This window comes from Microcoleus sp. PH2017_09_SFU_O_A (assembly GCF_020738625.1).
Lineage (GTDB): Bacteria > Cyanobacteriota > Cyanobacteriia > Cyanobacteriales > Microcoleaceae > Microcoleus.
The window spans coordinates 22,839-49,257 of sequence record NZ_JAEQCF010000075.1 but is presented as its reverse complement, the minus strand read 5'-3'; the positions used below and the strand labels follow the sequence as shown (position 1 = coordinate 49,257).

The following is a 26,419-nucleotide window of genomic DNA, read 5'->3' as shown; positions in this document are numbered from 1 at the left end:
GCGGCTACACAAACAATGTCCGCCTCCGCGGACTAATGAAGCCCCGGCGATTGAAATCGCGGCTACACAAACAATGTCCGCCTCCGCGGACTAATGAAGTTCTATAGTTACAGGGCTCTGCCTATCAGTGATACCAAATCTGGCTAGAATACCCCTTTTATTTCTTAGTCTGCGGAGGCAGACTTCGTTTGTGTAGTAGCGGTTTCAACCGCCGAATCATCTTTTATTTCTTAGTCTGCGGAGGCAGACTTCGTTTGTGTAGTAGCGGTTTCAACCGCCGAATCTTAATGCAAAACGCAACCGAGAACGAGTTATTTCCAATCACCAACTCACACTTATTATGGCAGAAGGATTGATTGCAGGTTTAGTGGTGTTTACCCTAGCATCGTTTGTGGGATTTGAAGTTATTAACAAAGTCCCACCGACGCTACATACACCTTTGATGTCGGGTTCTAATGCGATTTCAGGAATTGCGGTTTTAGGGGCGATTCTAATTTCAGGCCAAGGTAATGTGACTGTTACTTCGATTTTGGGGACGATCGCGATCGCCCTTGCCACAATTAACGTTGTTGCCGGTTTCTTAGTTACCGATCGAATGCTACAAATGTTCAAGAAAAAAGAGGTTAAAGCGTGAGTGATTTTCTGCCAAGTGCCATTCAACTAGGTTATTTAGTTGCCGCATCTTTGTTTATTGTCGGTTTGAAACAGTTGGGATCGCCCGCAACTGCGCGTCAAGGAAATGTGTTAGCTGCGATCGGGATGTTAATTGCGATCGTTGGTACATTACTAGAAAAGCAAGTAGTCAGCTACGAATTAATTGTAGTCGGAATTATCATTGGTTCGATCGCCGGAACAATCATGGCGAAAACCGTGGCGATGACGGATATGCCGCAGATGGTAGGTTTGCTTAACGGCTTTGGGGGCGCGGCTTCTGCCCTCGTTGCTGTGGGGGAATTCTGGCGCTATCTCAGCATCCCGGAATCGCCGGCACCTGATGCGACAATCACGATCCTTTTGGGCGTGTTGATTGGCGGAATCACTTTCACTGGAAGCCTTGTGGCGTTTGCGAAGCTGCAAGAATTGCTACCAGGTGCGCCGATGACGTTTCCGCTACAACAGCCGTTTAATGCCATGCTGGCGATCGCGCTTTTAGCCGGCAGCGGTTATATGCTGGCGAATCCCGAAAATGTCCCGGTATTCCTCGGTTTGGTGGCGATTTCCAATATCCTGGGAATCATGTTTGTGCTCCCGATTGGTGGCGGTGATATGCCCGTGGTGGTGTCGCTACTTAACTCTTATTCGGGGATTGCGGCGAGTGTGGCTGGGTTCATTTTGATGAACAATATGCTGATTATCGCTGGTGCACTTGTTGGCGCGTCGGGGATTATTTTGACGCAAATTATGTGCAAGGGGATGAATCGATCGCTTTCTAGCGTGCTGTTTAGCGCCTTTGGTAGTGGTGGCGGAAGTGCTGCGGCTGCTGGGGCTGCTGCTGGGGCGATCGACAAAACTGTTCGCAGCATTAATCTCGAAGAAAGTGCGATGATGTTAGGCTATGCGCGATCGGTTGTGATCATTCCGGGTTACGGGATGGCTGTAGCGCAAGCACAGCACGCGGTACGCGAGTTAGCCGACGGTTTGGAAAAAATGGGTGTTGACGTGAAATACGCGATTCACCCGGTGGCTGGGCGGATGCCGGGGCACATGAATGTGTTGCTGGCGGAAGCAAACGTGCCTTATCCGCAGTTGTACGATATGGATGACATCAATCCGCAGTTTGAAGAGACGGATGTGGCGTTGGTGATTGGTGCGAATGATGTGGTGAATCCGGCGGCGCGTCACGATACCGCTAGCCCGATTTATGGGATGCCGATTTTGGAGGTTGATAAGGCTAAACATACGATCGTAATTAAGCGCGGAATGAGTGCTGGTTTTTCGGGTGTTGACAATGAGTTGTTTTATAAGGATAAGACGATGATGTTGTTTGGTAGCGCTAAGGATGTGGTTGCGAAGTTGGTTGCTGAGGTGAAGCAGTTGTAGGATTTTGCAACCGCAGATTAAGGCGGATTAACGCTGATTAACGCTGATGATTAAACCCGGTTTCTCCAATAAACCGGGTTTTTGTTTTGAGTTTGTAGAGATGCTAATCTAGGCTACTCGTTCACTTCAAAAAGATATCGAGGTAATCCTGACTGCCGAATAATAGACTGCAAAGTGCCAATTTTGATTTCTGAATAATTTGGTACAGGAACCGTTACAGTTGTATTGGGTAGTCGCTGCTGCATAATAATATGACTGCCACGCTGTCGGACTTGAACAAAGTCATATTGTTCTAAAATCTGACAAACCTGAGCCGCTGATAAAACTCGCAGTTTACCCAACGCTCACCTCTACACGAGTCACAAAAAATTCACTATGCAGTCGATTCTTGACTTCAGAAGGATCTGCTGTCTCAAAAAATAGTTCCAACGCTTCGATTAGATTTTGTCGCGCTTCTTCTATATTGTCACCTTGGCTGGCAATATCAAGTTCTGGGCAAAGGGATATATATCCGTCGCCTTCTCGTTCAATAATTGCTGTAAACTGTTGTGTTGACTTCATAATTTGAAGTGGCGGACTGCCAAGCTCAAACAATTATAGTTTTACTTGATATTATATCGCATCTTTTGCACTTTTGTTCGGTGTGTGTGAAAAGCCTTGTTCTTTGGCTTTTTGAAACCAGTGATCTGCTTCAGTGCGATCGGCTGCTACGCCATCAGCACCGCACAGATAAATGCCTGCTAAGTTGTTTGAGGCAACACCATAGCCCTGCTCAGCGGATTTGATGTACCATTTAATTGCTTCTAATATCATCCTTTCTCGACCTAATCCTAAATGGTACATATTCGCAATGATGCACTGGGATTCGGCATTTCCTTGTTCTGCTAGTGGTTTTAACAAGCTAAAGGCTTGGGTATAATCTTGGGTATTAAAGGTGGCTATCCCTTTTTCTAAGTCAGACATTAACGATGATTAATAAATTCTATATATTATAATAGCATTAAACGAATTCAGGAAACATTTCCATGAACAAGCCAAAAATACTCCTAGATCCAATTGAGCAAGATATGACTGTTGAAGCAACTGCAAGTTTGCTGAATGTGTCGCCAGAATTTGTGGTCAAATTACTCGATAACGGGGAAATTCCCTATGGAAAAGTAGGAAGCCAGCGGCGGATTAGCTTGGCAAGTGCGATCGCATATAAACAGCAGCGTACTGTTCAGCGCCGTGAAATTCTCAAGGAATTAGCTGAGTTTAGCCAGGAAGAGGAGTTGCATGAGACTAGAGTATACAGCTAGCAAGTTGATTCCTTATCCTGTTGTTTTGGATTCCATCGTAAAAAACCCGGTTTCTTGGAGAAACCGGGTTTTTGTTTTGGGGATTTATATCTATCTAGCGGTTCTTATCCTCGTAGTCCTTAATTAAATAGTAAACAGTCATTGGGCTGATAGTAGTGAGTAGAGTTGTGAACCATACGACACCTATAACAGCTATTTCATTTTGTCTTCCCGGTAGTATAAACTTGTAGTTTCCAGCAAGTGATGTAACGAAGTCAAAAACAACGCAGAGAAACCAAAGTCCTGCTAATGTCCATTGTCCCTCACGAGCTTCATTCCAGACATTTTTAGTAATGAGGTTGAAGCAAAAGACTATAACTGTACCAACAAAAGCTATTCCGTAGACTCCAAAAGTATTAGTATCAATGTTCTTCAGAGAAATAGAAAAATTCGGTCCCGCAAGTAGATATACTACTCCTAAAAATGTTGTTATAAAGTCCCATAGCATCCCACAACCAAACCCAAAAATTAAGATTTCTGATATTCCTTTATCTCTCATATATTCCTCAATTACGAATCAGTAGTAGGGTAGCAATCACGATTCCAAGCACTAATAAACAGGTTGCAAGAATGGCAAACTTAGTATCTGGAGACATATCCGGTAGTCTCATCCTCAAACTAAATCTGAATAAATTTGGCTTTTTTGGTTTGACCGGATAAACCTTTGGGTCTACGAACTGCGCCAATTCAAAGATAGTTTGTCTCCATACTGATAGCCAACTATCTCTCAAGCTATCTTGGTCATTTGCACTAGCAAGATGGTTGAGAGCATCAAACATCTTTATCACTACATCTTGATGTTGCAAAACTAGCTGCGAATGACTTGTTAACTGTTGCGGCTTACTGGTTTCTAGACTCTGGAGAAGAGCTTGATGCTGATATGACCAAACTTCAAAAGCTATTTTGTACAGTGGGTATAAGCTAAAGTTTGTAAAGCTTCTGTCATTGCGGTAACTATCGTCAATCTTCTTGACCACTTTCAAACCATCTGCAACTATGCGACATAGTTTAGACCTAGCCCATTCGCTTTTTCTAATTCTTCCCAATAGTTGAGCTAGATCACCCTCAAAAGTGTCTCCGCTATCAATATCTTGTCTAGCTTGTTGATTCATAAAACCACACTGCAAGTCTCACTATTTAGAATGTTGCCCTGTGCTACTAGGATGATGTAGTCGCTTACCTTTGCCGAACATTTATTTTCTTGCCAGATAGCTTTATCCATTGCTTCCTTCCCATAAAAAGCAGGTGTTACCACCAACTATCACTACTGCTAGAGCTACTATCAGATCCGCCACTATCGCCATAATCTCCACTTCCAGAATCACTATTTCCAGAATCGGAACCGTAGCTTGAGTCTGAATCGGAACTATAACTTGAGTCTGAGTCGGAACTATAGCTTGAGTCTGAATCGGAACTGTAGCTTGAGTCTGAATCACTGCCGCTGCAATCATAACTATCACTTGATTCGGAGTCAGAGCTACCGCCGAACAAATCCCAAGAGCCGCCACTATCTCCATAATCACTACTTCCAGAATCGGAACTATAGCTGGAGCCAGAGTCGGAACTGTAACTTGAGTCAGAGTCACTACTGCTGCAATCAGAACTATCATTTGATTCGGAGTCAGAGCTATCCCCAAACAAACCACCGAACCAAGAATTGTCACTATCGCCAGAATCACTGTTATTGGAATCAGAATTATCACTAGATTCGGAGTCAGAGCTATCACGGAACAAATTACCGAACCAAGAGCCGTCACTATCGCCAGAATAACTGCTATTGGAATCAGAAGTATCACTTGATTCAGAGTCTGGACTGCTCCCAAAAAACCCAACAAATGATGAAATAAAGCCACCAAGTAAGGATTCTCCTCCACCATCACTCGATGATGATTCTCCTCCACTGTCACTACTGTTGCTATTCCAGTGAGGTTTAATTTCAGGAGGAAGTCCCAGTGTAATGCCATTTTCTTTGACATCAGATGGATCGGCAAAGAAGATATTATCGGGAGAGATTACGAAGCACTGAGTTTCATTCAACACTTCTTTGACACGAGATCCGAAGCAGTCGGTAGTACCATCAGGAGTAGAAAAGATGAGGGGTATTCCTCTCTCATTTGCTACATGAACTAGCCGTTTAGCTTGATCTACAGCCTCGTCATTATTCCATTTAGATGTATAAGATTTGCACTCTATTATTGCTACTTCGTTGTCATTATTGTCATCAATGGTGACATCGACTTGAGTAGGTCTACCGTACTGTTCAAATGTCTCATTGTAAAGGAAGTTACGAGGAACCTGAACAGCATTAAATCCAAATATTGCGAGTTTTTCCTCTGTGTCTTCCTCAAATTTTTCTCCCTTTTCATAACTAGCTCTACCTATTTCTTGACTTCTGCTAGTGGTTGTTGCCTGTGCCTCCCCTAAGTTACTACCAGCAGCATCATCAGAACCGAAGGCTTCAGCGATCTCAGACCCTATCTCAGCAATCACTTCGCCAACCCAATCGAAGAGTCCTCCACTCATAGCTACTTTCTCCTGCCAAGCTACGTTTCATAACTTTACCCTCCATATAGTAGAGTTTTCTCTCACAATCTGAAAAGCGGAAAAAGACGGATCTTTTCTAACCTTTGATGTGCAAGTCGGATCTGGACGGATATAGACGGATAAAGTCGGGTATAATAACGCCAGTTCTCTCACATCTATGCTGATGGACATTCACCAGGTATTGGAATTTGTAGATAAAGTTGTCTATGCCAAGACAGGCAAACGTCTAAATGACTTGCAGCGTGGAATTATCGAGGGAACACTGAAGCAACAGAAGTATACTGAGATTGCAGATACTTATCGTCTTACACAAGGTCACGTTAAAGATGTGGGTTACGAACTTTTACAAATGTTATCTGACACCTTTGATGAACCTGTGGATAAAGGTAATCTTAAATCTGTTCTTGCTCGGCAAGACAATCTGAATATTAGTTTTGGTAATAGCAACATAATTGGCTATATCAACGTTTGTTCCGATCGCCCCACGGCTACCCCAGATCAAAATCAGCCTAAAACTCCTGACTTTCAGCAGGCAAAGGATGAAGCCAAGATTGAAAAAATTGGTAAGTTGCGGCAGTTTGGATTGAGCGACGAGCAAATCGCAGAGGTGCTGGGACTAACCTTGGAAGAGGTGAAGCAAGTGGATAAAGCGTTATAATTTAGCTAGGATATTCTATCTGTAAAAATGGGATAGTAAATAATGACACTCACCGAATTAAAAATCGATCTAGCATCCTTAAATTCAGCCGATAAAGCAGCGGCTATAGAAATTTTACTTCAAACCTTAAGCACTGGTGCTATAGGCATTAAAAAGACTCCCGGTGTCTGTGGCGGCGATGCTTGTGTTGGCAATACTCGCATACAAGTTTGGGTACTTGTGGGTTATCGCCGTCTCGGATGCAGCGATGCTGAACTTTTTAAGTGCTATCCCCATTTGACTGCTGCTGATTTAGTCAATGCTTGGGCTTATGCTGATGCTTACCCAGAAGAAATTGAACAAGCAATTAAAGAAAATGAGGAAGCCTAAAACATGGCGCGAATTTATGCAGATGAACAATATCCGTTGCCAGTAGTTGAGTTTCTTCGACCTTTAGGTTACGATATTTTAACAGTTCAAGAAGCCGGAAACGCAGGATCAGGAATTCCTGATGAGGATGTATTGGCTTTTGCAGTGATTAATGAGCGAGCAGTTTTGACTCTCAATCGAGGTGATTTTATTCGACTGCATCGCTCACAACCAGACCATGCTGGTATTATCATTTGTACTCAAGATAGCAACTGGGAAAGACAGGCGACCCGAATTAATGACGCTATTTCTGCTGAAGAAACATTGAGTGGCAAATTGATTCGAGTTAATCGTCCTTCAATGTAAAGAAAGCCAACCATATAAAATGATTGAGATTGTAAAAAATGGCACTGAAAGAATTAAAAAAACAACTCCTTGCCTTAACTCCCATTGAAAAAACTCAAGCAATACAGCTATTAGTTCAAAGTTTAAGCAATACTTGGCAAGGAATTGAAAAAACTCCGGGCGTATGTGGTGGCGATGCTAGAATTACCAAGACTCGCATACCTATTTGGTCGATCGCAAATTATCGCCTTCTGGGTGCAAATGATGTGCGGATTTTGCAAGACTTTCCTCATTTGAGTGCAGCGGATTTGGCGAATGCTAGGGCTTACACTGAGGCACACCCAGAAGAGATTGAAGCTGCGATCAGAGAAAATGAGGAAGCCTAAAACATGGCACAAATTTCTGCGATCGAAGATTTTAAATATAATAAAATCCTAAAGAATTAATCGAACTGCCAAAGTTGTACTAACCTTAGATCTAAAGTCAATTAAATTCAAAAAAAATCAACTATGTCAGATAAACCTTTTAACATCCGCCAACTAGACGGCCTAGACTATGACGAAGCAGAACCCCTCCTGGAAGATTATCAGGAAACTCTAATCGAGTTATTTGTCAATTCTCCCGAAGGAGAAGAATACGGTAAAACTTATCCAGACGTTGGATCTTGGATATCGCAGTTCATTTATTACGCTTTCAGCTATGAAGGTTTTACACTACCTTGCATGAAAGTGGCAGATGTGGAAACTGTAATCGAAGACTTATTTCCCAGGAAAGTGACTTTGCTTTCGCCGGAAGACGGTGAAAATGCTATCCCGGAATTATTGGCGTTATGGCAATTTTTGAAACGAGAATTTAAACTGCAAAATGCCACTTCAATTATCAAATACCTGCGGGATATTGAGCCGGAATTTCAGGAGATTATGGAAGATTCTTCTAAATTCGGATTTGCCAAATCCTTTGTAACGCTCGGTCATCAAGCAGGGTTTGATATGAGTACGGAGGAAGGTCTAAAACAATTTCAGCAGATATATAATGCTAAAATTGCCCCTACGCTTGCATCTGAAAACTCCGATCTATTTGGATGGTCAAGCAAACCGATCGGTGGTAGTCCTGTCAATGGCTCTAAGGCAAGTAAAGCAAAGCAAAAAAAAGCAAAAAATATGGCGGCTGAATCGAGAAAACGCAACCGCACTAAGAAAAAATAAGGGTTTAGCAAGTATCTATCCTCACTTCACTCTTCTTCTGATTCTTCTCGCCATCTTGCTCGCTGCTTCCCGCCCGCGAAACTTCCAAACTAACAAAAAATCCGGTTGATAAAGCTAAACTCATCAGCATCCTAACTCAAACTTTAACCAACGGTTCTCTAGGCGTTAAAAAAACTCCCGGCGTGTGTGGCGGCGATGCCTGTGTTGGCAATACTCGCATACAAGTTTGGGTACTTGTCGGGTATCGCCGTCTCGGATGCAGCGATGCTGAACTTTTGAAGTGCTATCCCCATTTGACTGCGGCTGATTTAGTCAATGCTTGGGCTTATGCTGATGCTTACCCAGACGAAATTGAAGCAGCAATAGTTAGAAATGAAGCAGCATAAAACATGGCGCAATTACCCATAACAGAAATTACCGACTCCGACAAAGAAACCGGGTTTTTTACAACAATACTTCGTTACTACCGACAGATTAGGTAAAAAACCCGGTTTCTGAACCCCATCCAAAAATCTTACAACTAAATCCCCCATTGAACCCAATATTAGGTAAAATCATCTGGGTGTCTGAGGATTAACTATATGCGCTGGGTTCGATATGTGGCGATCGCGATCGTCAATGCTTTCGGTGTCGTCATCGGTATAATTTGGGTTGCCATCCCTACGACAGTGGCTCAACCTACTCTAAACTACAAACTCGCACTCTCGGCGCGACAACCCGACGGCGACACTCCGCAATCCCTCCCGGAACTCTACAAATTGCGCGATCGCCTCAAGGTACGATTAGATAAACTTGCCCAAACTCCCGACAGCAGTCTGTTTTCTCCCGAATATTGGCAACCAGAAAGCCCCCGCAACCAATCCCAAACTCTTACGCAGCAACTCCAAAACCTTCAAAATCAGATTGAAATAGAAAAACAAGCCAAAAATAACTGGGACGAAGCTGCTAGATTAGCCTCCCAAGCCGTCGTCATTGGACGCACTTCTAAAGCCGATCCCGCTACTTGGGAACAGTCGCAACGCTTTTGGCAATTGGCTATCAATAACCTCCGGCTCATTCCCCACGGTTCTTTTTTGGCTGAACGGGCGATCGACAAAACCATCGAATATCAAGGAAACCTCACTCTCGCCACCTACGAATGGCAAGTAGCACGGTCTACACAGAAAATTAGAGCCGAGGAAGAACAGGTAAGAGAAATTGCCAGAAAAGAACAAGAGAAGATAGAATTTGCTCGCCGCGAAATAGAGAGACAAGAACAAGAGAAAAAAGAACTCGCCCGCAGAGAAATAGAAAGACAAGAATTTGCAAGGCAAGAATTAGTCCGCAAAGAACAAGAAAAACAAGAACTCGCCCGCCAAGCAAAAGAAAGGGAAGAATTAGCACTAAAAGAACTCACAAGACAAGAATTAGAAAAGCAAGAACTCGCCCTAAAAGAACAACAAAGACAACAATTAGAACTCAATCAACAACCAACTCCTCAACCAACTCCCGAGTCAACCGCAACACCAACTCCCGAATCAACCGCAACCGCAACTCCCACCCCAGTTACGCCCGCAACCTCAGCGACCAACTTCTTCTTTGCCGGAGATACTAACAGAGACGGCAAAATTAATCAGGTAGACGAAGCCGGAAAAGAACAATGGTCATTGTCCAGCGGCGCGCTGATTGTGTATAACGATCGCAATAACGATCGCCGCAGCAAAATACCGACTTGGCAAGAAACCAAGGTTAGCGTCCCTCGCCGCGCAGCAATGCTTTCTCAAGTTAACTTAATCCTGTCGGAAAAATTCAAAAATTCTCAATTATTTATCACCGCTGACAGCATTGGCAGCCCTTACGTCAGCGTTTTTCAGAAAACTGCCGGCGGCTGGCTACCTGTAGATATATCCGGTACTAAACCCATAATTTTCAGCACCAATATTGTTTTAGGAGTGGAAGCCAAACAATTTGCCGATCGCAATTGGAACGGCACTGTTAATCTCAAAGCAACCGCCGAAAATAACGGTCAACAAATCGCCGCCGCGACCATCCAAATGGGCGTTAGTCCTTGGATGATAGCACCAAATACAGCACCAGTAACAGAAGTTCAGGTCAGCGATCGAGGCTCGGCTAACAGTGAATTCATCTCCCAACTCAAACAAGCCGTAGAACCCACGGGCGCTCAAGTAAAAATCATCCAGGGTGATAATGCTTGGATGCAAGACAGTCATAAAAATGGCTACGTTCAAGTTCCAGAAAAATCCGATATGCGTCAAGTTAATGTCGCGATTAAAAGCCCTAGCAATCCAGCACTCGACAAGCCGGCTAAGTCAAATCAAGAGCGGGATTTGAGAGTATTTAAAATTGGCAAACCTCGCTCTTTAGACCCTGTGAATCAGTGGTCTGATGGATACGGAAATTTGCAGGTGACGCCGCCGATTCCCGGACATCCAATGGGTCGAGTTTATTACGGAAATTCGGGGAATGCTGGTTTTAATTCTGAGGTACTTGATTTTATTCAAGCTCAAAGAATTCAAGGCCCAGCGGTGGATATTGACACTTCTTGGCTTTTGACTCGCCAAGTCGATGAAATTATCAATTTTATTCCCACTCAAACTCCCGGGAAGTATATAATGGCGATCGCCAGTCCAGAAGCCGGAGTTAGGCTGTTGGAAGAATTGGCGGGAAAAGGTTATGGTGATGTTACAATCAATCGCGGCTTGAGCACCGAAACTACAGTCAGGGCTGCATTGAATAATCCTGCTTTAATTCAACACAATCTCAATCTGCAAAAGCAGAAAATCTATCCGATTTTAGAGAAGTTGAAAAGAGAGTTTTCCCTCGCAGACGACCAAATCGTTCAGGTTCCAGCGATGTTTGGCTACAGCGGTTATGCTTGGTGGCCGAATATGGTCAATTCGGTGCCTGTTAACGGTAAGTTGTTAGTCTCAAATCCGCGCGGCCCGATAATTGATGGTCTAGATTACACTCAAGAAAGATTGCGCCAATTGCTGCTTCCTGCTGGTGTTAGCATGAGTTTTCTGGACGATAGATATTATCAAGAATTGAAAGGAAATGTACAGTCGGCGACGAATACTGTGAGGAAGCCTGAACCCCGGCCTTTTTGGCAATCTTTGCCTAATAATTGAGTATCTTGTAGGGGCTGGTTCGCCAAAAATTCCCGCCAAAAACCCACAATCTCAAAAACCCGCCCCCACCCAACGATAAATTCAAATGTACCAATTTTGTAGTCAAAGTAGGGTACGTCGCTACGATAATCTAGGTAATTTACGACAATATATGAGCGACGCACCCGCGCCGCGAGTGATATCGTTTCCGGTTGTATGGAAATGATTTAACCGCAGAGGGCGCAGAGGACACAGAGAGAGAATAGAGAGATTAATAATTCCTATGCAACGGGATTTGATATGAAAGTAGGGTGTGTCGCTGCGATAATCTCGGTAATTGACGACAATATATGAGCGACGCACCCGCGCCGCTGTTACAAACGAACGGGCAGTTTTGACACTAAATCGTATCGATTTTATTCGACTGCACGCTTCACAGCCTAACCATGCTGGTATCATTGTCTGTAAAGACGACCAACAGGACAGACAGAGGATGGCTACACGAATTTCGGAGGCTATTTCTAATGTGGAAACATTGACAGGGAGGCTCCTTAGAGTCAATCGTCCATCTCGATAAATATCAGAGGTTTTAAAAGTTGGTAAATTTGCGATCGCCCCAGCCGACAAATTTCTCATAAAATTGGCTTGTAGTGAGGACTTCAGTCCTAAGTGCGAAGGGGACGCTCGCGCCCTCAGCATCATTCGACCATCACCAGATTTAATATAACGTAAAATGTCTAAAAGCAGTATTTGTACAAAAAATTTAGTCCCATGAGTAACGAACAGGAAAAAAATCAAATTTTGACTCAGCAACCGGAAACAATTGCTACTGACAGCGATGAGTTCGCGAATACTGTCATTACCAATCCCCATACAACCTCCGAACCCGCAGAAACTCTCGCTGAAATCCCCCCAATTGAAGATGCTTTAGCAGCAACTTCCGAACCCCCAGAAACTCCTACAGAAAATCTCCCCAGTGAAAATGTTTTAGCAGCAACTTCCGAACCCCCAGAAACTCCTACAGAAAATCTCCCCAGTGAAAATGTTTTAACAGCAACTTCCCAACCCCCAGAAACTTCCGATGAAATTGCCGCACCCGAAAATATTTTAACGGCAATAGACGAAACAGAAACAATTCCAATTTCCGCCGAAAATGCCCCGGAAACCAGTCAAAATATCGGTGATTTACCTGTTACAAATTACACCGCAAATCCCGATCGCAAACCAAGTCGAATCTGGCAAATATTGGCAATTTTTCTGAGCGGAATGTTAGTCGGTTCCACGATAAGTCTCGGCAGTTTGCTCGCGTGGAGAATGTATCAAGAAAGAGCGAACCTTCAAATCAGATTGCCTTCCGACGTACCCCTACCGGAAAGCGCTCCCCCTGTTCCAACAGCGCGCGCCTACCGCCAGCCCGGAGTGCCCCCAGCACCCCAGCAGACACTGCCCGCCAACAGCGCACCATCGCCGAATCCGACTCAAGTACCATCGCTCTCAGGCGTTCCGCAACTTGCTTCCCCGTCACCGTTACCTTCTCCGGCGGCGTCTCCCGCTGCGGTGGAAACCCCTGTAACTGAGCGAGTTAGCTTTCCAGCAGGTGCTACCGGAACTACTCTCAGCAATAGTTTGCCAGCCAACAAATCGAAGCGCTACTTGCTAGAATGCAATAGCGGCCAAAGCATGACAGTAAAGGTTCAAGAAGGTCAAGTTAGTGCAGATATTATTGCTCCTAACGGTGAAAAAGTAGGTACTGTTGATAGCACAGGTCAGTGGCAAGGTCAACTAGCCAGCAGCGGCGATTATACTATTGAAATTTCGGGCGATCGCCAAGCAAACTACGGAGTGAAAATTGAAGTCAAATAGCCAGTATAATTGTATCAGGGGGTAGTTGCACAATAGATCGACCCGCCCTGGTTGCCAATGGGAGCATCTCAGTTTTGTAAAAAGCATTTTTTTTATTGTAGTGCGAGCGTCCCCGCTCGCGTATTGTACAATACGCGAGCGGGGACGCTCGCACTGTAAATGCAAAAGTGAGATGCTCCCGTTGCCAATTACCCATTACCAATTACTAATTACCAATGGTCGCACAAGTATCTCCAAGCATCTACGAAGCAAAGACTCAGGAAATTGCTAAAGAAATCCTTAAGGCAACTCAAGACAAAAAGCGATCGTTTTTCGGTCAATTGCAAGACCAAATGCGTTGGGACGATAAACTGATGGATTGGGCAATGGCTAGCCCCGGACTGCGCGTGCAATTGTTTCGATTTATTGACTGTTTACCCGCACTCCGCAGCAAGCCGGAAATTGCCCGCCACTTGCAAGAATACCTGACTGTGGAAGAGGTAGAATTGCCGGAAGCTTTGAAAAAATTGCTAAGTTTTACTAACGCTGATTCGATTCCTGGACAATTGGCGGCGACGACGGTTGCACCTGCTGTAGAAACTTTGGCGCACAAGTATATTTCTGGGGAAAATATCAAGCAGGTAATTAAAACCTTAGAACGACTTCGCAAAGATAAAATGGGTTTTACAGTTGACCTTTTGGGCGAAGCTGTGATTACTGAAACTGAGGCGGAAGTTTATCTGAATCGCTATTTGGAATTGATGACCGAATTGAGCAGTGCAGCTAAGAATTGGTCGCAGGTAGATGCGATTGATAAGGCTGACGGCGAAACTCTGCCGCGAGTGCAAGTATCTGTCAAGTTAACGGCTTTTTATTCTCAGTTCGATCCGCTGGATGCGAAAGGCAGCGAGGAAAAAGTTAGCGAGAGAATTCGCCTGTTATTGCGGCGCGCTAAAGAGTTGGGTGCGGCTGTTCACTTCGACATGGAACAGTACGAATATAAGAGTTTAACTCTCAGCATTCTCAAAGACTTATTGTTAGAGGAAGAGTTCCGCAGTCGCACAGATGTCGGAATTACAATGCAGGCATATTTGCGTGATAGCAAACAAGATTTGCAAGGCATTATTGCTTGGGCGAAAAAACGCGGAAATCCGGTAACGGTGCGTGTGGTGAAAGGCGCTTACTGGGATCAGGAAACTATCAAGGCGATGCAGAAGGATTGGCCGCAGCCTGTCTACAATGACAAGGTTGCTACGGATGCAAATTTTGAGCAGATGACTCAGTTACTGCTGGAAAATCACGAATATTTGTATGCTGCGATCGCAAGTCACAACGTCCGATCGCAAGCCAGGGCGATCGCGATTGCCGAGACTCTCAATATACCGCGCCGCCGCTTTGAGATGCAAGTGCTGTACGGTATGGGCGACAAACTGGCTAAGCTTTTAGTCGATCGCGGTTATCGCGTCCGAGTATACTGTCCCTACGGCGATTTGCTCCCAGGAATGGCTTATTTGATCCGCCGATTGCTGGAAAATACCGCCAACAGTTCGTTTATACGGCAAAGTTCCGAAGAAATGCCGATCGAACAATTATTAGCCGCACCAGTCGCTAATGGCAACGACCAGATAGCTTACAGCAAAGTATTTCCCAACGTCGCCGATACCGACTACGCCAATACCAAATTGCGGCAACAAGCAGAAGCAGCCATCAAATCAGTGCGCGCCAACCTAGGTAAAACTTATTTACCCCTAATCGATGGCGAGTACCAAAACACCGAAACAACAGTTAATTCCCTCAACCCTTCCAATCCCGCAGAAGTAGTCGGAAAAATCGGATTGCTGTCTGAAGAACAAGCCAAACAAGCCCTAGAAGCAGCCAAAGCAGCCTCCACAAGTTGGCGCAAAACCCCCGTTCGCCAGCGCGCCGGAGTCCTCCGCAAAGCAGCCGAATTGATGGAACAGCGGCGCCACGAACTGTCAGCTTGGATGGTGTTTGAAGTCGGCAAACCAGTTAGAGAATGCGATGCCGAAGTTTCCGAAGCCATTGATTTTTGTCGCTACTACGCCGACGAAATGGAACGGTTGGAACAAGGGCAAAATTACGACATCCCCGGAGAAAACAACCGCTATACCTATCAACCGCGCGGCATTTCTCTGATTATTTCACCTTGGAATTTTCCCCTGGCAATTCCCGTCGGGATGACAGTTGCATCGCTAGTTGCAGGTAACTGTACCTTACTCAAGCCTGCGGAATTTTCCACAGTAATTGCTGCAAAGATAGCTGAAATTTTGCTAGAAGCTGGCATCCCCAAAGGCGTATTTCAATACGTACCTTGCAAAGGTTCAACCGTCGGCGCTTACATGGTGAAACATCCCGACGTTCACATGATTACCTTCACAGGTTCTCAGGAAGTTGGCTGTCAGATTTATGCCCAAGCTGCGATTTTGCAACCGGGACAAAAACACCTGAAGCGAGTAATTGCGGAAATGGGTGGCAAGAATGGAATTATTGTCGATGAAAGTGCGGATTTAGACCAAGCAGTTGCTGGCGTAGTTTATTCTGCCTTTGGATATAGCGGTCAAAAATGTTCCGCTTGTTCGCGAGTAATTGTGGTCGAGTCGGTGTACGATGCTTTTGTGGAAAGATTGGTAGAAGCAGCGCGATCGCTCAATGTCGGCCCTGCTGAAAATCCCGGCACTCAAGTCGGGCCTGTCATCGATGCTACGGCGCAGTCGCGCATCCGCGAATACATCGAAAAAGGTCGCGCTGAAGCTAAGATAGCCTTAGAAATGGCCGCGCCCCAAACCGGTTATTTTGTCGGCCCAGTGATTGTGACGGAAGTCGCGCCGACTGCAACTCTCGCCCAAGAAGAAATTTTCGGCCCAGTTTTGTCGGTGATTCGGGCTCATAATTTCGATGAGGCGATCGCAATTGCTAACGGTACAAATTTCGCTTTAACTGGCGGATTGTATTCTCGCACGCCTTCGCATATCGATCGCGCCAAAGCCGATTTTGAAGTCGGAAATCTGTACATCAATCGCGGAACCACCGGCGCTGTGGTATCGCGCCAACCCTTCGGAGGATTCAAACTTTCGGGAGTTGGTTCCAAAGCGGGCGGCCCGGATTATTTGCTGCAATTCCTCGAACCTCGTACTATAACTGAAAATATTCAGCGCCAAGGTTTTGCACCTATTGAAGGAGTAGACGATTAATCAGTTGACAGTTGACAGTTGACAGTTGACAGTTGACGATTTGTAGGGGCGAAGCATTTCGGCAGTAAATCTCTGATTCTCACTCATAAGTTATGTGCCGAAATGCTTCGCCCTCTGCAAAAACCAGATGCACCTGTCCTCACTACAAACCATGTTGTCTGTAAGGACTTCAGTCCTCTCTCTGGCTATTAAGAAAGAAAGAAGCACTAATACCATTTTTTTAAAGTTATGACAGACTTTAGAAAACAGGGAAAGGGGATCATCCCGATTGTACAAACATATCCGCAAGGGCGAAGCATTCGCGCCTGTATCCTATCGACTATAGGAGAGATTGTCAGCGCGAATGCTTCGCCCCTACAAAAACGGGATGCTCTGAGCGTGAAAGTGGATTAATTACAATGTCTTGTCGTCCTCGATCTCTATCGGATCTTTAGACAGAAGGACTAAAGTCCTCACTACGAACCGTGTTGTCTGTGGGTGACATCAAAAAAGTTCTGCGAGATTAGCTAGTTAAAAAATGGAATATACTAAAAATCGCGATCGACTAAATTCTCACAACCCTCCACTTGAGAAGTGGTTGCGATTTTTAATTATAGCCGTATTGGCGATCGGCATTTTATTTCGATTTGTCAATCTCGATCGCAAATTCTACTGGATCGACGAAAACTATACTTCCTTAAGAGTTTCCGGCTACACCGAAGCCGAAATTATCAAACAAATTTCATACCAGAAAATAACTTCGCCCTCGGATTTACAAAAATACCAGCAGATCAACTCCCAAAAAACTTTAAGCAATACCCTCAATTCCTTAACAACCGAAGACCCCCAACACCCGCCACTCTATTACATACTAGCGCGATTTTGGGCGCAATGGTTCGGCAGTTCCGTGGCAACAATGAGAAGTTTGGCCGCCGTCATTAGCTTGCTAGTATTTCCCGCCATTTATTGGCTGGCTTGGGAGTTATTTGAATCCTCTGCTGTGGCTTGGATGGCGATCGCAATTCTCGCCATTTCTCCCTACCACATTTTGTTTGCCCAAGAAGCCAGACAGTACAGTTTGTGGACATTAACTACCATTTTATCCAGTGCAGCCTTATTGCGAGCAATGCGCCCGGATGTCAATCAAAATCCAATGTTGCTGATTTATCACTGGACACTATACGCAGTCACAGCAGCAATGGGATTGTACACCCACTTATTATTTATCTGCGTAGCCGCAGCCCACGCAATCTACGTCGCAGTTATTGCCAACTGGCGCGATGTTAAAACATTTATTGCCTATTATGCAGCAGCAATGGTCGCCTTAATTGGCTTCATGCCTTCCCTCGTAAATATTGTCGAAAACTTCAATCAAGTTAGAAGTACCACAGTATGGGCAGAACAAACAAATCTCTTCAGATTAGTCAGCAGGTGGGTGGGTTCCATCAGCATAGGATTTTTTGATATTGGGATTGATGGCACTGCCAACGCCGCACAACTAGCCTTGGTAATTCCCGTTGGCATCCTGATTCTAGCTTTAGTCGGCTATTCCCTTTATTTTCTATGCCGGCAAACACCAAAACGGGTTTGGTTGTTGATATTATTGTTAATTGCCACAACTGCCTTATTTTTGGCAGTGCCCGATATACTTAAAGGCGGGAGGCGATCGGCAAATCCGCGATATTTAGTTCCTTGTTATGTGGGAATTCAGCTAGCAGTTGCTTACCTGCTGTCTGCGAAAATTAGCAACAATTTTGATAACTCAAAACTGCAAAGACTGTGGAAAATAGTTATAGTTGCACTGTTTTGTGCAGGCATCATCTCCGGTGGAGTTAGTTCTCAAGCCGATAGTTGGTGGAATAAAGGCAGCGGTTGGTTGCGTGCGGAATTAGAAGTCGCAGCGACTGTCAATTCTGCAAGCAATCCCTTAATTATCAGCGATGCGAATATCGCATACATCATGCCTTTAAGTTATCGCCTGCAACCAAAAGTCAAACTGCTAATCCAACCCCGCTGTTACACTTCTTGTTACACAAATCGAGAGTTGGCACGAAAAAAACCAGAACCTCCGAAAATTCCCAGCGGTTTGGGCGAGTTGTTTTTATACAGGCCTTCCTCAGATTTGCGATCGGCAATTGAACAGCAAAACTATCAAATAGATCCGGTTGGCGGTAATGTCGAACTCAATCTGTGGAAACTCACCAAAAAATAATTTATAGCGGTTCTCAAAAAAGTGAGGTACGTTGTTGGGATGGGAGCCCTCTTATATTTATTATATAGTAAGCGAGGTCGCATAAAAAACTCCATTTATAGTCATACCTCATCTTTCTGAGAAAGGCTATAAAAACATTAACTAATCAAAATCTGGTTTGCCGGGAAATACTGCCCAGAAACCTGGTTTTTGGAACTATGTCGCAAGTATAATAGAACATAATTACTTTTTGCGGTAAGCTATGATTTAAGAATCACAAACATAACATCAAAAATCTAAAATGACAGTAACTGAAACCTCCAATATTCGCAGACTGCTGTGCGATCCAGATTTAGGGCTAATCCCTCATCTAGAAAAGTGCCTGCAAGATTTGCACTCTTCCTCGATCGCCAATGGAGAGAAATTTAAGCTAGAACCTTACGATATCGAACTCAACAACTGCCACACTCAGAAGCATCCCAACGACCAAAAACCCCTTGTCACTCAGTCAGTGTTAATGAAAATTCCCCTGACTGGGAAAGTTCAAGACAAGATGCACCTGTATCTGATCGCAAGTGAGTTGCAGAACCAAATCGATATCAAAATTATCGACTGGAGTGCCTTAGAACGCCGCCAATACGACATTCACGGCATCCCCTTAAAGCAGCCGATTACCAAAATAGATGGCGAGATGAATTACGAGTTAGTATTCGATCGACCAGGCTACTGCTGCATCACCCTGTGCCGTCAATTTGACTTGACTTACGCCGCCAATTATTAAGTTTTTAGGTACGTTGTTGCGCTTGAGCGCTCTTATAGCGGTTATCAGAAAGATGAGGTATGTTGTTGGGCTTCAGCCCTCTTGGTTTAAGGGTTATATAAGCTGTCAGTTATACCTCATCTTTTTGAGAAAGGGTATATATATTTAGGCGCTCTGATATATATATTGAAAGAGCGCTGAAGCGCAACTACGTACCTTTGAAAGAGCGCTGAAGCGCAACTACGTACCTTTGAAAGAGCGCTTAAGCGCAACAACGTACCTTTTTAAACCGATCGACTCGCCGTTTCCGCCAGAATCTGCTTAATTTGAGCAGGAGTCAGACTGGGATTGGCTTGCAACATCAAAGCTATCACCCCGGATACGTGCGGCACTCCCATGGAAGTACCCGCAAAATATCGATAGGGAACCCCCGGTTGAGAAAGCGACACCGTTGAATAAACGTCCCCAGCATCAGCCCTGCCGCCGTCGCCACCCGGAGCGACAAAATAACTAATTGTGTTAGATCCCGCCCGGTTAGAATAATCGGTAAACAAGCCATTCCGGTTAACTCCACCGACAGTAATGCCTACCTCAGTTGCAAACCTACCCGGATAATCTACATCCGGGCGAGCATCATTTCCTGCCGCCGAAATCACCACCACGCCCTTAGCTTCCGCCGCTTGAATCGCGCTCAACTCTTGCTCGTTGAACTGTTGACCGCCAAAACTTACATTAATTATCTTTGCCCCATTTGCCACCGCATAATTAATCGCATTAATTTCATCCCTAATTTTGCCTACTCCTGTGCTGTTGAGTATTTTCAAAGGCATAATCTTGGCAGTCGGAGCCGTTCCAGTTATTCCCACCCCATCCTTTTTCGCCGCAACTAAACCCGAGATATGAGTGCCATGATTGTTATCATCCATTGGATCGTTATCGTTGTTGGCAAAATCCCATCCCCGGAAATCATCTACAAAGCCATTGCCATCATCATCTACGCCGTTGCTAGCTTTATTTCTACCTGTGGCATCAACGCCATTTTCCCCTCCATTGCTCCAAACATTCCCTGTTAAATCCGGGTGATTGTAGTCAATGCCGCTGTCGATAACTGCTACGATAATGCCATCTCCAGTCAAACCCTTCGCCCAAACTTCTGGAGCTTTAATTAAGTCTCTGCCCCACTCATCGCCGCCCAAGTCGGGAACATCAGGAAAAGTTGGCACACCTTGAGCTTTAGCAACTGCCGCCGCTGCATTCACCAAACCGAACCCAAAACGAGAGTCAAAACCCGGTGAGTTGCTGGGATTGTCAGGAACAATAGTTGCAGGAGTTGCAGATAAATTTAGGGTAAAATTTGTATTACCTTGGTTTTGATAAACTCGGACAAAGTATGTTCCGGCTGCCAAATTTTTGAGATCGATAGACTCTGGCGATAAACCGGGTTCTTTAGCAGAAGCAATAATATCGGTAAAGTCAATAGAATTGTCGCCGTTAATATCTTTAATCACAGCCACGTCAACATCGGCACTAAAACCGCTGACAGTTAATTTAAAGTCGTTATTTGCAGGCAAAGTAAAGCGATAAAGGTTGTCTGGGCGGGCGTTGCTAACCGAGTCAGCGATGGTTTGAGTGCTGCTCAAAACACCTAAATCTCGGGCTTGGCTGAGTTGGTTGCCCAATACGGTATTTGCAGAGATGAACTTACCGCTGAGGTTTTGTGGTGATGTGTTGGCGACTAAGCCTAAAATAGCACCGGATTGGCGAATTTTAATTACTGTATTGGGAGTGCCGGAAACTGTTTCTAAAGTGAGGTCTGCTTCGGTAAGATTGTCAGTTAGTCCGATCGCATCCTCAAAACTGTTAAAGTCAGCGATCGCGTCTGCAACAGCCGGATCAGAGACTGGGGAGTTGCTGCGAAGGACAAAGGTATCTGCGCCCAAACCCCCTGTCAGCGTATCTTTGCCTCCATCGCCCATTAAAACGTCGCTACCGTTGCCGCCGTTGAGGCTATCATCTCCCCTACCTCCTTGCAAGGTATCGCTGCCCTTACCGCCAAATAGGAAGTCATTGCCGGCACCGCCGTTAAGCAAGTCATTCCCGACACCACCGAAGAGAGTATCGGAATTGCCACCGCCGAGGAGTCTGTCGTTACCATTATCACCGCTGAGGCGATCGGCATCCGAGGCACCGACAATAAAATCATTACCTCCGAGGGCAAAAAGTCCGTTACGATAAGGAGTCAAAAAGCCCGGAGTTAATGCGAAACTATTGGCGCTATCATCTAAAAGATAGGAAAATCCGTCGGGGCTCGGGCCGGCCATAAAAATTTACTCCTTAAATTGCGATCGATCTAAATTTTAGATTTCAAACATGAAATTGTCCTTAATAAATCTACCATCCCAAATTCATTAATCAGGATCGGAAAATGGGAAAACAACACTTGCATCGAATTCAGAATTTTTTCAACCTTGCGAAATCACGTTTAAAGCCTTATTTGCGCTATGTGATTTTGGGCGGCACGTTTTTATTTATTGCCAAAGCTTTTGTAACTCACTGGCGAGAAGTGGCTAATATCCGAATTCGAGCCGAAAGTTTTCCGTTATTGGCGATCGCGCTTGGTGTCACGTTACTGTCTCTAATTTTTGTCGGCTGGGTGTGGATGTTGATTTTGCGCGAATTCCGCCAATCTGTCAATGCCGCGTGGGCGATTCAAGTTTTTCTCAAGACTAATATTGCCAAGTATTTACCGGGGAATATTTGGCATTTTTGGGGTCGCATCTTGGAGGCCAAAAAGGCAGGCATTGCGCCGAAAGCTGCTACTCTCAGCGTCTTGCTGGAACCGTTGCTGATGGCTTCTGCGGGCGTGCTGATTGGGTTGATTTGTTTTGAGGGCGCCGATGGCTATTTGCGAATTGTCGGCTGTGCTGCTATTTTAATAGCCATTCATCCCCGAATTTTAAATCCGATCGTCCTATTTGTAGAGCGGTTGAAGTTATCCAAGAACAAGGGGGAAAATTCAGAGGTTGGGGATGCTGCGGGCGATCGACTAATTTCGCCTTTAGAGTCTAGCTCCAATCTAGCTAAAAAAATATCTAATGTCAAGTCCGAGCGCCAAAATAATTTGCCAATTAAACGCTATCCTTTAGTGCCGTTAATCGGACAAATCTGTTTTATCGGATTGCGGGGCAGCGGTTTTTTGCTAACGGTAATGGCTTTAAATCCGGTAAATTTTATCGATATTCCCAACTTGTTCGGTGCTTTTGCTTTGGCGTTTGTTGTGGGTTTGGTTGTACCGGGTGCGCCTGGAGGGATGGGAGTATTTGAAGCAACGGCGATCGCCCTGCTTGGCGATCGCTTTTCTGTGGGTATAATTTTGAGTGCGGTCGCTTTGTATCGGATTATCAGCATTCTGGCGGATGTTTCCGGTGCTGTTTTGGCGAAAATTGATCGGAGGCGCGATCGGTTTATGTAGGGGCAGTGGATGGTGCGTGTCCGCCCAGTTTTTGTATAAAAGCGATCGCTGTTTCGGATGAAAGGGCGATCGCTGAGTACGATCTGAAGTTGTTGGTATACGACCCTACTAATGAGGTGATTTTGGAATGGATCGATTAGCTAAATATCGGCAGATTGTTCGCACTTTCCTGATGGAATATAGTAAGACTAAACCCATCAATGGCGACATTGAAGTTCAGGTATTATTTGACACCGAACATGACCATTATCAGATATTAGATTTAGGTTGGGACGGTCATAATCGGATTTATAGTTGCCCGATTCACTTAGACATCCGCAATGAAAAAGTCTGGATTCAACGCAATCAAACTGATGAACTGATTGCTGAGGAGTTAGTGCTGATGGGTGTGGCGCGGGAGGATATTGTTTTGGGGCTTCAGCCTCCCTATGCAAGACCATTTACGAGCTATGGAGTTGCTTAGGCTGTTTGGAAAATGCTGTTTTACTCTCGATCGCGCGATCGGCTATAATCAAACAAGATTGCACAATGTGCTTCCTTTTTTCAACTTAACTATTTAGGGATTTTAGTTTGGGATGTAATTATGCTATCGATCGAGCAACTGATGAAAGAAGCTTTATCTTTGCCAAATGCGTTGAGAGCGCAGTTAGCAGAGAGGCTAGTTGAGAGTCTTGAATTTGATATAGACGGAACAGTTCAAAAGTTGTGGACTGCGGAAGCTAAGCAGCGTCGCGATGAAATCCGAAGCGGTATGGTTGAGCCAATTCCAGGAGAAGAAGCGTTAGCTCAGATTAGGCAGATTATAGCACAATGATAGAATTAATCAGATCGCCCTTCAATTAGATTAGTTTGTATAGGGGCGATCGTCTGAATCTATATCTTCTGTTCTTTGGTATTCTGAAAATGATGGAAGTGATACCCGAATGTTGATATCAATTGTTCCTGTATTAGTATCAAAACATATATTTCCGATCTTTACTAATAGCTCATTCGGCAAATAATTCCTTGAGTCAGATTGAACAGATGACTTAGTTTTATATCCTTCTTCCTCTAGCCAGTTAGGAATATTTCTCCAGTTGCCTACTGTTTCATTAGGCACATCTTTAATTTTTTTAAAGTATTGATATAAAGTTTTAGAGACATAGACCTCAACACCCTTGCGACTTTGATGTACTTGGTTAGCTATTTCAGCCGGACTGTAGCCACACAGCAAACCGCGCAAAAAAAGCTTTTCCCGTTCTGTGAGTCCCTTTCTGGCACGAGGAGATACTTGCCACTTGGCTTCTGCCATAGCTTTGTAGAGCCTTTCCAAGTCCCAGTTATTCGCGGCATCGGCAAAAATATCGTCGTTAGATGTCATCGCAGGGCATTGTGGTAAGTTGATAGCTAGAGCCTAACCAAAATTTATAGCTATGGCTAGTTGCTAGCTGGGTATAGCTAGTTTATCATCGTATTAGCTACTCAGATTTAGCTTATTTGGACTAACAAGGCATTATACCCACCCAAAGCTTTGCTAAATCATGCTTTCAGGCTATGTACGGTTAAAAAAATTCAGGGTAAAAGAGGAATTGAGAAATCGTTAGCTTGACAGAGTAAGCTTTTAGAGTTCTTGCTAATTTGCAATAACTTCAGAATTTGTTACTTAAGTAAGTAAGTCAAGATTAATTGCTCCCTTTGCCCGAATGACTAAGTTAGGAGTAGCTAAAGCTGTTTTTCACGGGTTAATCAAATGCCAAATGATTTTGACGATATAGTCGATGGAATTACGGAAGGAGTAATTAGTGCTGCTGCTAGAGGCGTTGGCAGATCAATTGCAAATATGGCAGAAAGAGCCTTTAACGCTCAAGAAGAAGATGAGTTTGTAGAAATCGATTCAGATGGTGTAGTTCGTCCACTCGAACCCAATCAATCTCCAAAAGGAGTGGCACTGCGCGATCCAAAAGGTGAGTATTAGTTGCCTAACCTCAAAAGTAGTTATTAAACAATAATAAATAATGACAAATATTGCGATTAATCGTGGACTTATATTTCTCGAAAATGATTTATCTAGAGATAGGATGGCTGTTGAGAGTGAGAAAATTAAGCGCTACTATCCACAGTTTAATTTTAAAGCATCTAAAGGCTCTATCAAGGCTGTAGAGGGGTATTTAAAGACAGCGGACGAAAACTATTACCGAGTTAGAATAGAAATTCCTTCAAACTATCCTTACAATATGCCATTGATTAAGTTGCTTGAAAGAACCATTGAACCTGATTGTCCTCACAGGTATTCGAGTGGCAATTTATGTGTGATGAAGCCAGAGCAATGGACTTCAAACTATTCATTGGCATATATGGTATCTAAGGCTGCAATCTGGGTTAACAAATATGATGTTTGGCAACGTACTAAAAATTGGCCAGGAAAAGAGCAAGCACATTAATCAATAAAGTCATGTCCACCCCTGACTTGCATTTAATTCGACTTTTTCATGATCCTTAGCCTGTAAAGCTTGTAGTATCGTTCCAAGAACTGTCCGGAGTATTGTTAATGAAAGATCAAAATTATTCACTTGAGTTTGATAGAATTAGCTATCTACTTAATCCAGAGATTTTTTCAGATAAGCGGATCACTGTTGTTGGTTTAGGTAGCGGTGGTACACCAGCTTGCGATCACCTTGTAATGAATGGTATTCGGATTTGGGAACTTTACGATCCAGATACTCTAGAACCTGAAAATCTTGTCAAGCATCCTAGAATGCGTAAAGATTTAGGACGACTCAAAGTAGACATACAAAAGGAGTGGATAGAAGACAGAAATCCTGATGTAGAAGTTAAAACTTTTGCAGAGGATGTGATGCAATCTCCGAACTTTATTGAGTCGGTTCGTCGCTCCGATCTCGTTCTTTCTTGTTCAGATAAAAAGAGTGTCAGAGAGTTTGTCAGTGACCAGTGTGTGGCAGCAAAAGTTCCTTTTGTAACAGCATCCGTGTTTCGGACAGGCATAGGAGGTGAAGTTTTTGGCTACATTCCAACTCTGACTGGTTGTTACAAGTGTTTACAACTTTTCTCCGAACTCAATCAACTTGACTTATCAGACGAGGTTTTGGGACTTACGGAAGATGAAGAAAGTAGAATTTATGGTCTTGATGAAAAAGAATTTCGTGCATCAGGACTCTCAATTGATATCCAAATGATTGCATTGATTCAAGTTAGGATGGCTCTCTCTATTTTGCTTAGAGAGTCAACTCAGTCCATGCCTACATTAAAAAGTAACTGGATTGTGTATGGAAATAGACCAGCCCCAGGAATATTCCGCAGTCATTTTGAAGCAAAGCAAATGCTTTTAAAACCTCAAAAAGTATGCTACTGCACTAATGTCAATCATCAAATGGAGGATTAA

At 44.2% G+C, this 26,419-nt stretch carries 31 protein-coding genes; 23 read left to right on the top strand and 8 right to left on the bottom strand.

Features of this window, described 5'->3' with window-relative positions; genetic code table 11:
• Positions 1-340: 340 nt before the first annotated feature.
• Together JGK16_RS24565 and JGK16_RS24560 are read left to right on the top strand one after the other, a co-directional pair.
• Entirely contained in the window at positions 341-634 is a 294-nt protein-coding gene (locus JGK16_RS24565; RefSeq protein WP_106150865.1) for an NAD(P) transhydrogenase subunit alpha, read from the top strand.
• Positions 631-2,040: an NAD(P)(+) transhydrogenase (Re/Si-specific) subunit beta gene (locus JGK16_RS24560; RefSeq protein ID WP_293178165.1), complete on the top strand. Its 1,410-nt coding sequence runs from the start codon at positions 631-633 to the stop codon at positions 2,038-2,040. Before JGK16_RS24565 ends, JGK16_RS24560 begins: the two co-directional genes overlap by 4 nt.
• A 113-nt stretch (positions 2,041-2,153) precedes the next feature.
• Here the strand turns inward: JGK16_RS24560 and JGK16_RS24555 are convergent, their stop codons facing one another.
• The 3 genes from JGK16_RS24555 to JGK16_RS24545 are packed head-to-tail and all read right to left on the bottom strand — an operon-like array spanning position 2,154 to position 3,003.
• Positions 2,154-2,381: a type II toxin-antitoxin system HicA family toxin gene (locus JGK16_RS24555; RefSeq protein ID WP_293192941.1), complete on the bottom strand. Its 228-nt coding sequence runs from the start codon at positions 2,379-2,381 to the stop codon at positions 2,154-2,156.
• Entirely contained in the window at positions 2,374-2,601 is a 228-nt protein-coding gene (locus tag JGK16_RS24550) for a type II toxin-antitoxin system HicB family antitoxin (protein ID WP_293192939.1), read from the bottom strand. The genes JGK16_RS24555 and JGK16_RS24550 overlap by 8 nt, the downstream gene beginning before the upstream one ends.
• A 51-nt stretch (positions 2,602-2,652) precedes the next feature.
• On the bottom strand, positions 2,653-3,003 hold the full coding sequence (locus JGK16_RS24545; protein WP_293192937.1) for a tetratricopeptide repeat protein: 351 nt from the start codon (positions 3,001-3,003) through the stop codon (positions 2,653-2,655).
• Between the two features lie 62 nt (positions 3,004-3,065).
• Here JGK16_RS24545 and JGK16_RS24540 point away from each other — a divergent pair, with 62 nt between their 5' ends.
• Positions 3,066-3,338, top strand: a complete 273-nt coding sequence (locus tag JGK16_RS24540) for an excisionase family DNA-binding protein (RefSeq protein ID WP_293192935.1) — start codon at positions 3,066-3,068, stop codon at positions 3,336-3,338.
• A gap of 94 nt (positions 3,339-3,432) precedes the next feature.
• On the opposite strand, the gene JGK16_RS24535 is transcribed toward JGK16_RS24540, so the two are convergent.
• The 3 genes from JGK16_RS24535 to JGK16_RS24525 all read right to left on the bottom strand — a co-directional run bounded on the left by JGK16_RS24535 (position 3,433) and on the right by JGK16_RS24525 (position 5,900).
• Positions 3,433-3,876: a hypothetical protein gene (locus JGK16_RS24535; RefSeq protein ID WP_293192933.1), complete on the bottom strand. Its 444-nt coding sequence runs from the start codon at positions 3,874-3,876 to the stop codon at positions 3,433-3,435.
• Positions 3,877-3,883: 7 nt separating this feature from the next.
• Entirely contained in the window at positions 3,884-4,489 is a 606-nt protein-coding gene (locus JGK16_RS24530; RefSeq protein ID WP_293192931.1) for a hypothetical protein, read from the bottom strand.
• 136 nt (positions 4,490-4,625) lie between these two features.
• The gene (locus JGK16_RS24525; RefSeq protein ID WP_293192929.1) at positions 4,626-5,900 is read right to left on the bottom strand and encodes a hypothetical protein; all 1,275 of its coding nucleotides are present in this window, start codon (positions 5,898-5,900) and stop codon (positions 4,626-4,628) included.
• A gap of 184 nt (positions 5,901-6,084) precedes the next feature.
• Here JGK16_RS24525 and JGK16_RS24520 point away from each other — a divergent pair, with 184 nt between their 5' ends.
• The 13 genes from JGK16_RS24520 (at position 6,085) to JGK16_RS24460 (ending at position 19,589) form a co-directional block, all read left to right on the top strand.
• Positions 6,085-6,579, top strand: a complete 495-nt coding sequence (locus JGK16_RS24520) for a hypothetical protein (RefSeq protein WP_293192926.1) — start codon at positions 6,085-6,087, stop codon at positions 6,577-6,579.
• A gap of 42 nt (positions 6,580-6,621) precedes the next feature.
• The gene (locus JGK16_RS24515; protein WP_096829719.1) at positions 6,622-6,948 is read left to right on the top strand and encodes a DUF433 domain-containing protein; all 327 of its coding nucleotides are present in this window, start codon (positions 6,622-6,624) and stop codon (positions 6,946-6,948) included.
• Positions 6,949-6,951: 3 nt separating this feature from the next.
• On the top strand, positions 6,952-7,293 hold the full coding sequence (locus JGK16_RS24510) for a DUF5615 family PIN-like protein (protein ID WP_293192923.1): 342 nt from the start codon (positions 6,952-6,954) through the stop codon (positions 7,291-7,293).
• A 38-nt stretch (positions 7,294-7,331) separates the two neighbouring features.
• Positions 7,332-7,658: a DUF433 domain-containing protein gene (locus tag JGK16_RS24505; protein WP_293178179.1), complete on the top strand. Its 327-nt coding sequence runs from the start codon at positions 7,332-7,334 to the stop codon at positions 7,656-7,658.
• Between the two features lie 123 nt (positions 7,659-7,781).
• Positions 7,782-8,477, top strand: coding sequence for a hypothetical protein (locus tag JGK16_RS24500; RefSeq protein ID WP_293178182.1), 696 nt, complete (start codon positions 7,782-7,784; stop codon positions 8,475-8,477).
• A 62-nt stretch (positions 8,478-8,539) separates the two neighbouring features.
• On the top strand, positions 8,540-8,863 hold the full coding sequence (locus tag JGK16_RS24495; protein WP_293178245.1) for a DUF433 domain-containing protein: 324 nt from the start codon (positions 8,540-8,542) through the stop codon (positions 8,861-8,863).
• 195 nt (positions 8,864-9,058) lie between these two features.
• Positions 9,059-11,605 (top strand): protein-arginine deiminase family protein, encoded by a 2,547-nt coding sequence (locus JGK16_RS24490; RefSeq protein WP_293192920.1) that lies wholly within the window; start codon positions 9,059-9,061, stop codon positions 11,603-11,605.
• Positions 11,606-11,921: 316 nt separating this feature from the next.
• Positions 11,922-12,161 carry a DUF5615 family PIN-like protein gene (locus JGK16_RS24485; RefSeq protein WP_293192917.1) on the top strand — a complete coding sequence of 80 codons (240 nt, stop codon included), beginning with the start codon at positions 11,922-11,924 and terminating at the stop codon, positions 12,159-12,161.
• A 194-nt stretch (positions 12,162-12,355) separates the two neighbouring features.
• On the top strand, positions 12,356-13,447 hold the full coding sequence (locus JGK16_RS24480) for a hypothetical protein (RefSeq protein ID WP_293178188.1): 1,092 nt from the start codon (positions 12,356-12,358) through the stop codon (positions 13,445-13,447).
• A 215-nt stretch (positions 13,448-13,662) separates the two neighbouring features.
• A complete protein-coding gene (gene pruA, locus JGK16_RS24475) occupies positions 13,663-16,638 on the top strand; it encodes an L-glutamate gamma-semialdehyde dehydrogenase (protein WP_293178191.1) in 2,976 nt (991 codons plus the stop codon).
• Between the two features lie 228 nt (positions 16,639-16,866).
• Positions 16,867-17,031 (top strand): hypothetical protein, encoded by a 165-nt coding sequence (locus tag JGK16_RS24470; RefSeq protein WP_293203459.1) that lies wholly within the window; start codon positions 16,867-16,869, stop codon positions 17,029-17,031.
• A gap of 124 nt (positions 17,032-17,155) precedes the next feature.
• Positions 17,156-18,829: a glycosyltransferase family 39 protein gene (locus JGK16_RS24465; RefSeq protein WP_293192914.1), complete on the top strand. Its 1,674-nt coding sequence runs from the start codon at positions 17,156-17,158 to the stop codon at positions 18,827-18,829.
• A 280-nt stretch (positions 18,830-19,109) separates the two neighbouring features.
• On the top strand, positions 19,110-19,589 hold the full coding sequence (locus JGK16_RS24460) for a hypothetical protein (RefSeq protein ID WP_293178197.1): 480 nt from the start codon (positions 19,110-19,112) through the stop codon (positions 19,587-19,589).
• A 263-nt stretch (positions 19,590-19,852) separates the two neighbouring features.
• Here the strand turns inward: JGK16_RS24460 and JGK16_RS24455 are convergent, their stop codons facing one another.
• Positions 19,853-21,889 carry a S8 family serine peptidase gene (locus tag JGK16_RS24455; protein ID WP_293192912.1) on the bottom strand — a complete coding sequence of 679 codons (2,037 nt, stop codon included), beginning with the start codon at positions 21,887-21,889 and terminating at the stop codon, positions 19,853-19,855.
• 104 nt (positions 21,890-21,993) lie between these two features.
• Here JGK16_RS24455 and JGK16_RS24450 point away from each other — a divergent pair, with 104 nt between their 5' ends.
• From JGK16_RS24450 to JGK16_RS24435, 4 genes are all read left to right on the top strand, one after another.
• Positions 21,994-23,040 (top strand): UPF0104 family protein, encoded by a 1,047-nt coding sequence (locus JGK16_RS24450; protein WP_293192910.1) that lies wholly within the window; start codon positions 21,994-21,996, stop codon positions 23,038-23,040.
• A 5-nt stretch (positions 23,041-23,045) separates the two neighbouring features.
• Entirely contained in the window at positions 23,046-23,180 is a 135-nt protein-coding gene (locus tag JGK16_RS24445; RefSeq protein ID WP_293192908.1) for a hypothetical protein, read from the top strand.
• Positions 23,168-23,503: a XisI protein gene (locus JGK16_RS24440; RefSeq protein WP_293147098.1), complete on the top strand. Its 336-nt coding sequence runs from the start codon at positions 23,168-23,170 to the stop codon at positions 23,501-23,503. Before JGK16_RS24445 ends, JGK16_RS24440 begins: the two co-directional genes overlap by 13 nt.
• Positions 23,504-23,623: 120 nt before the next feature.
• A complete protein-coding gene (locus JGK16_RS24435) occupies positions 23,624-23,854 on the top strand; it encodes an addiction module protein (RefSeq protein ID WP_293192906.1) in 231 nt (76 codons plus the stop codon).
• 30 nt (positions 23,855-23,884) lie between these two features.
• Here JGK16_RS24435 and JGK16_RS24430 read toward each other — a convergent pair whose 3' ends face one another.
• Complete coding sequence (locus JGK16_RS24430; RefSeq protein WP_293192904.1) at positions 23,885-24,400, bottom strand: LuxR C-terminal-related transcriptional regulator; 516 nt, start codon at positions 24,398-24,400, stop codon at positions 23,885-23,887.
• 369 nt (positions 24,401-24,769) lie between these two features.
• On the opposite strand from JGK16_RS24430, the gene JGK16_RS24425 reads away from it, so the two are divergent.
• The 3 genes from JGK16_RS24425 (at position 24,770) to JGK16_RS24415 (ending at position 26,419) form a co-directional block, all read left to right on the top strand.
• The gene (locus JGK16_RS24425; RefSeq protein WP_293192902.1) at positions 24,770-24,994 is read left to right on the top strand and encodes a hypothetical protein; all 225 of its coding nucleotides are present in this window, start codon (positions 24,770-24,772) and stop codon (positions 24,992-24,994) included.
• A gap of 40 nt (positions 24,995-25,034) precedes the next feature.
• Positions 25,035-25,460, top strand: a complete 426-nt coding sequence (locus JGK16_RS24420; RefSeq protein ID WP_293192899.1) for a ubiquitin-conjugating enzyme E2 — start codon at positions 25,035-25,037, stop codon at positions 25,458-25,460.
• Between the two features lie 107 nt (positions 25,461-25,567).
• Positions 25,568-26,419 (top strand): ThiF family adenylyltransferase, encoded by an 852-nt coding sequence (locus JGK16_RS24415; protein ID WP_293192897.1) that lies wholly within the window; start codon positions 25,568-25,570, stop codon positions 26,417-26,419.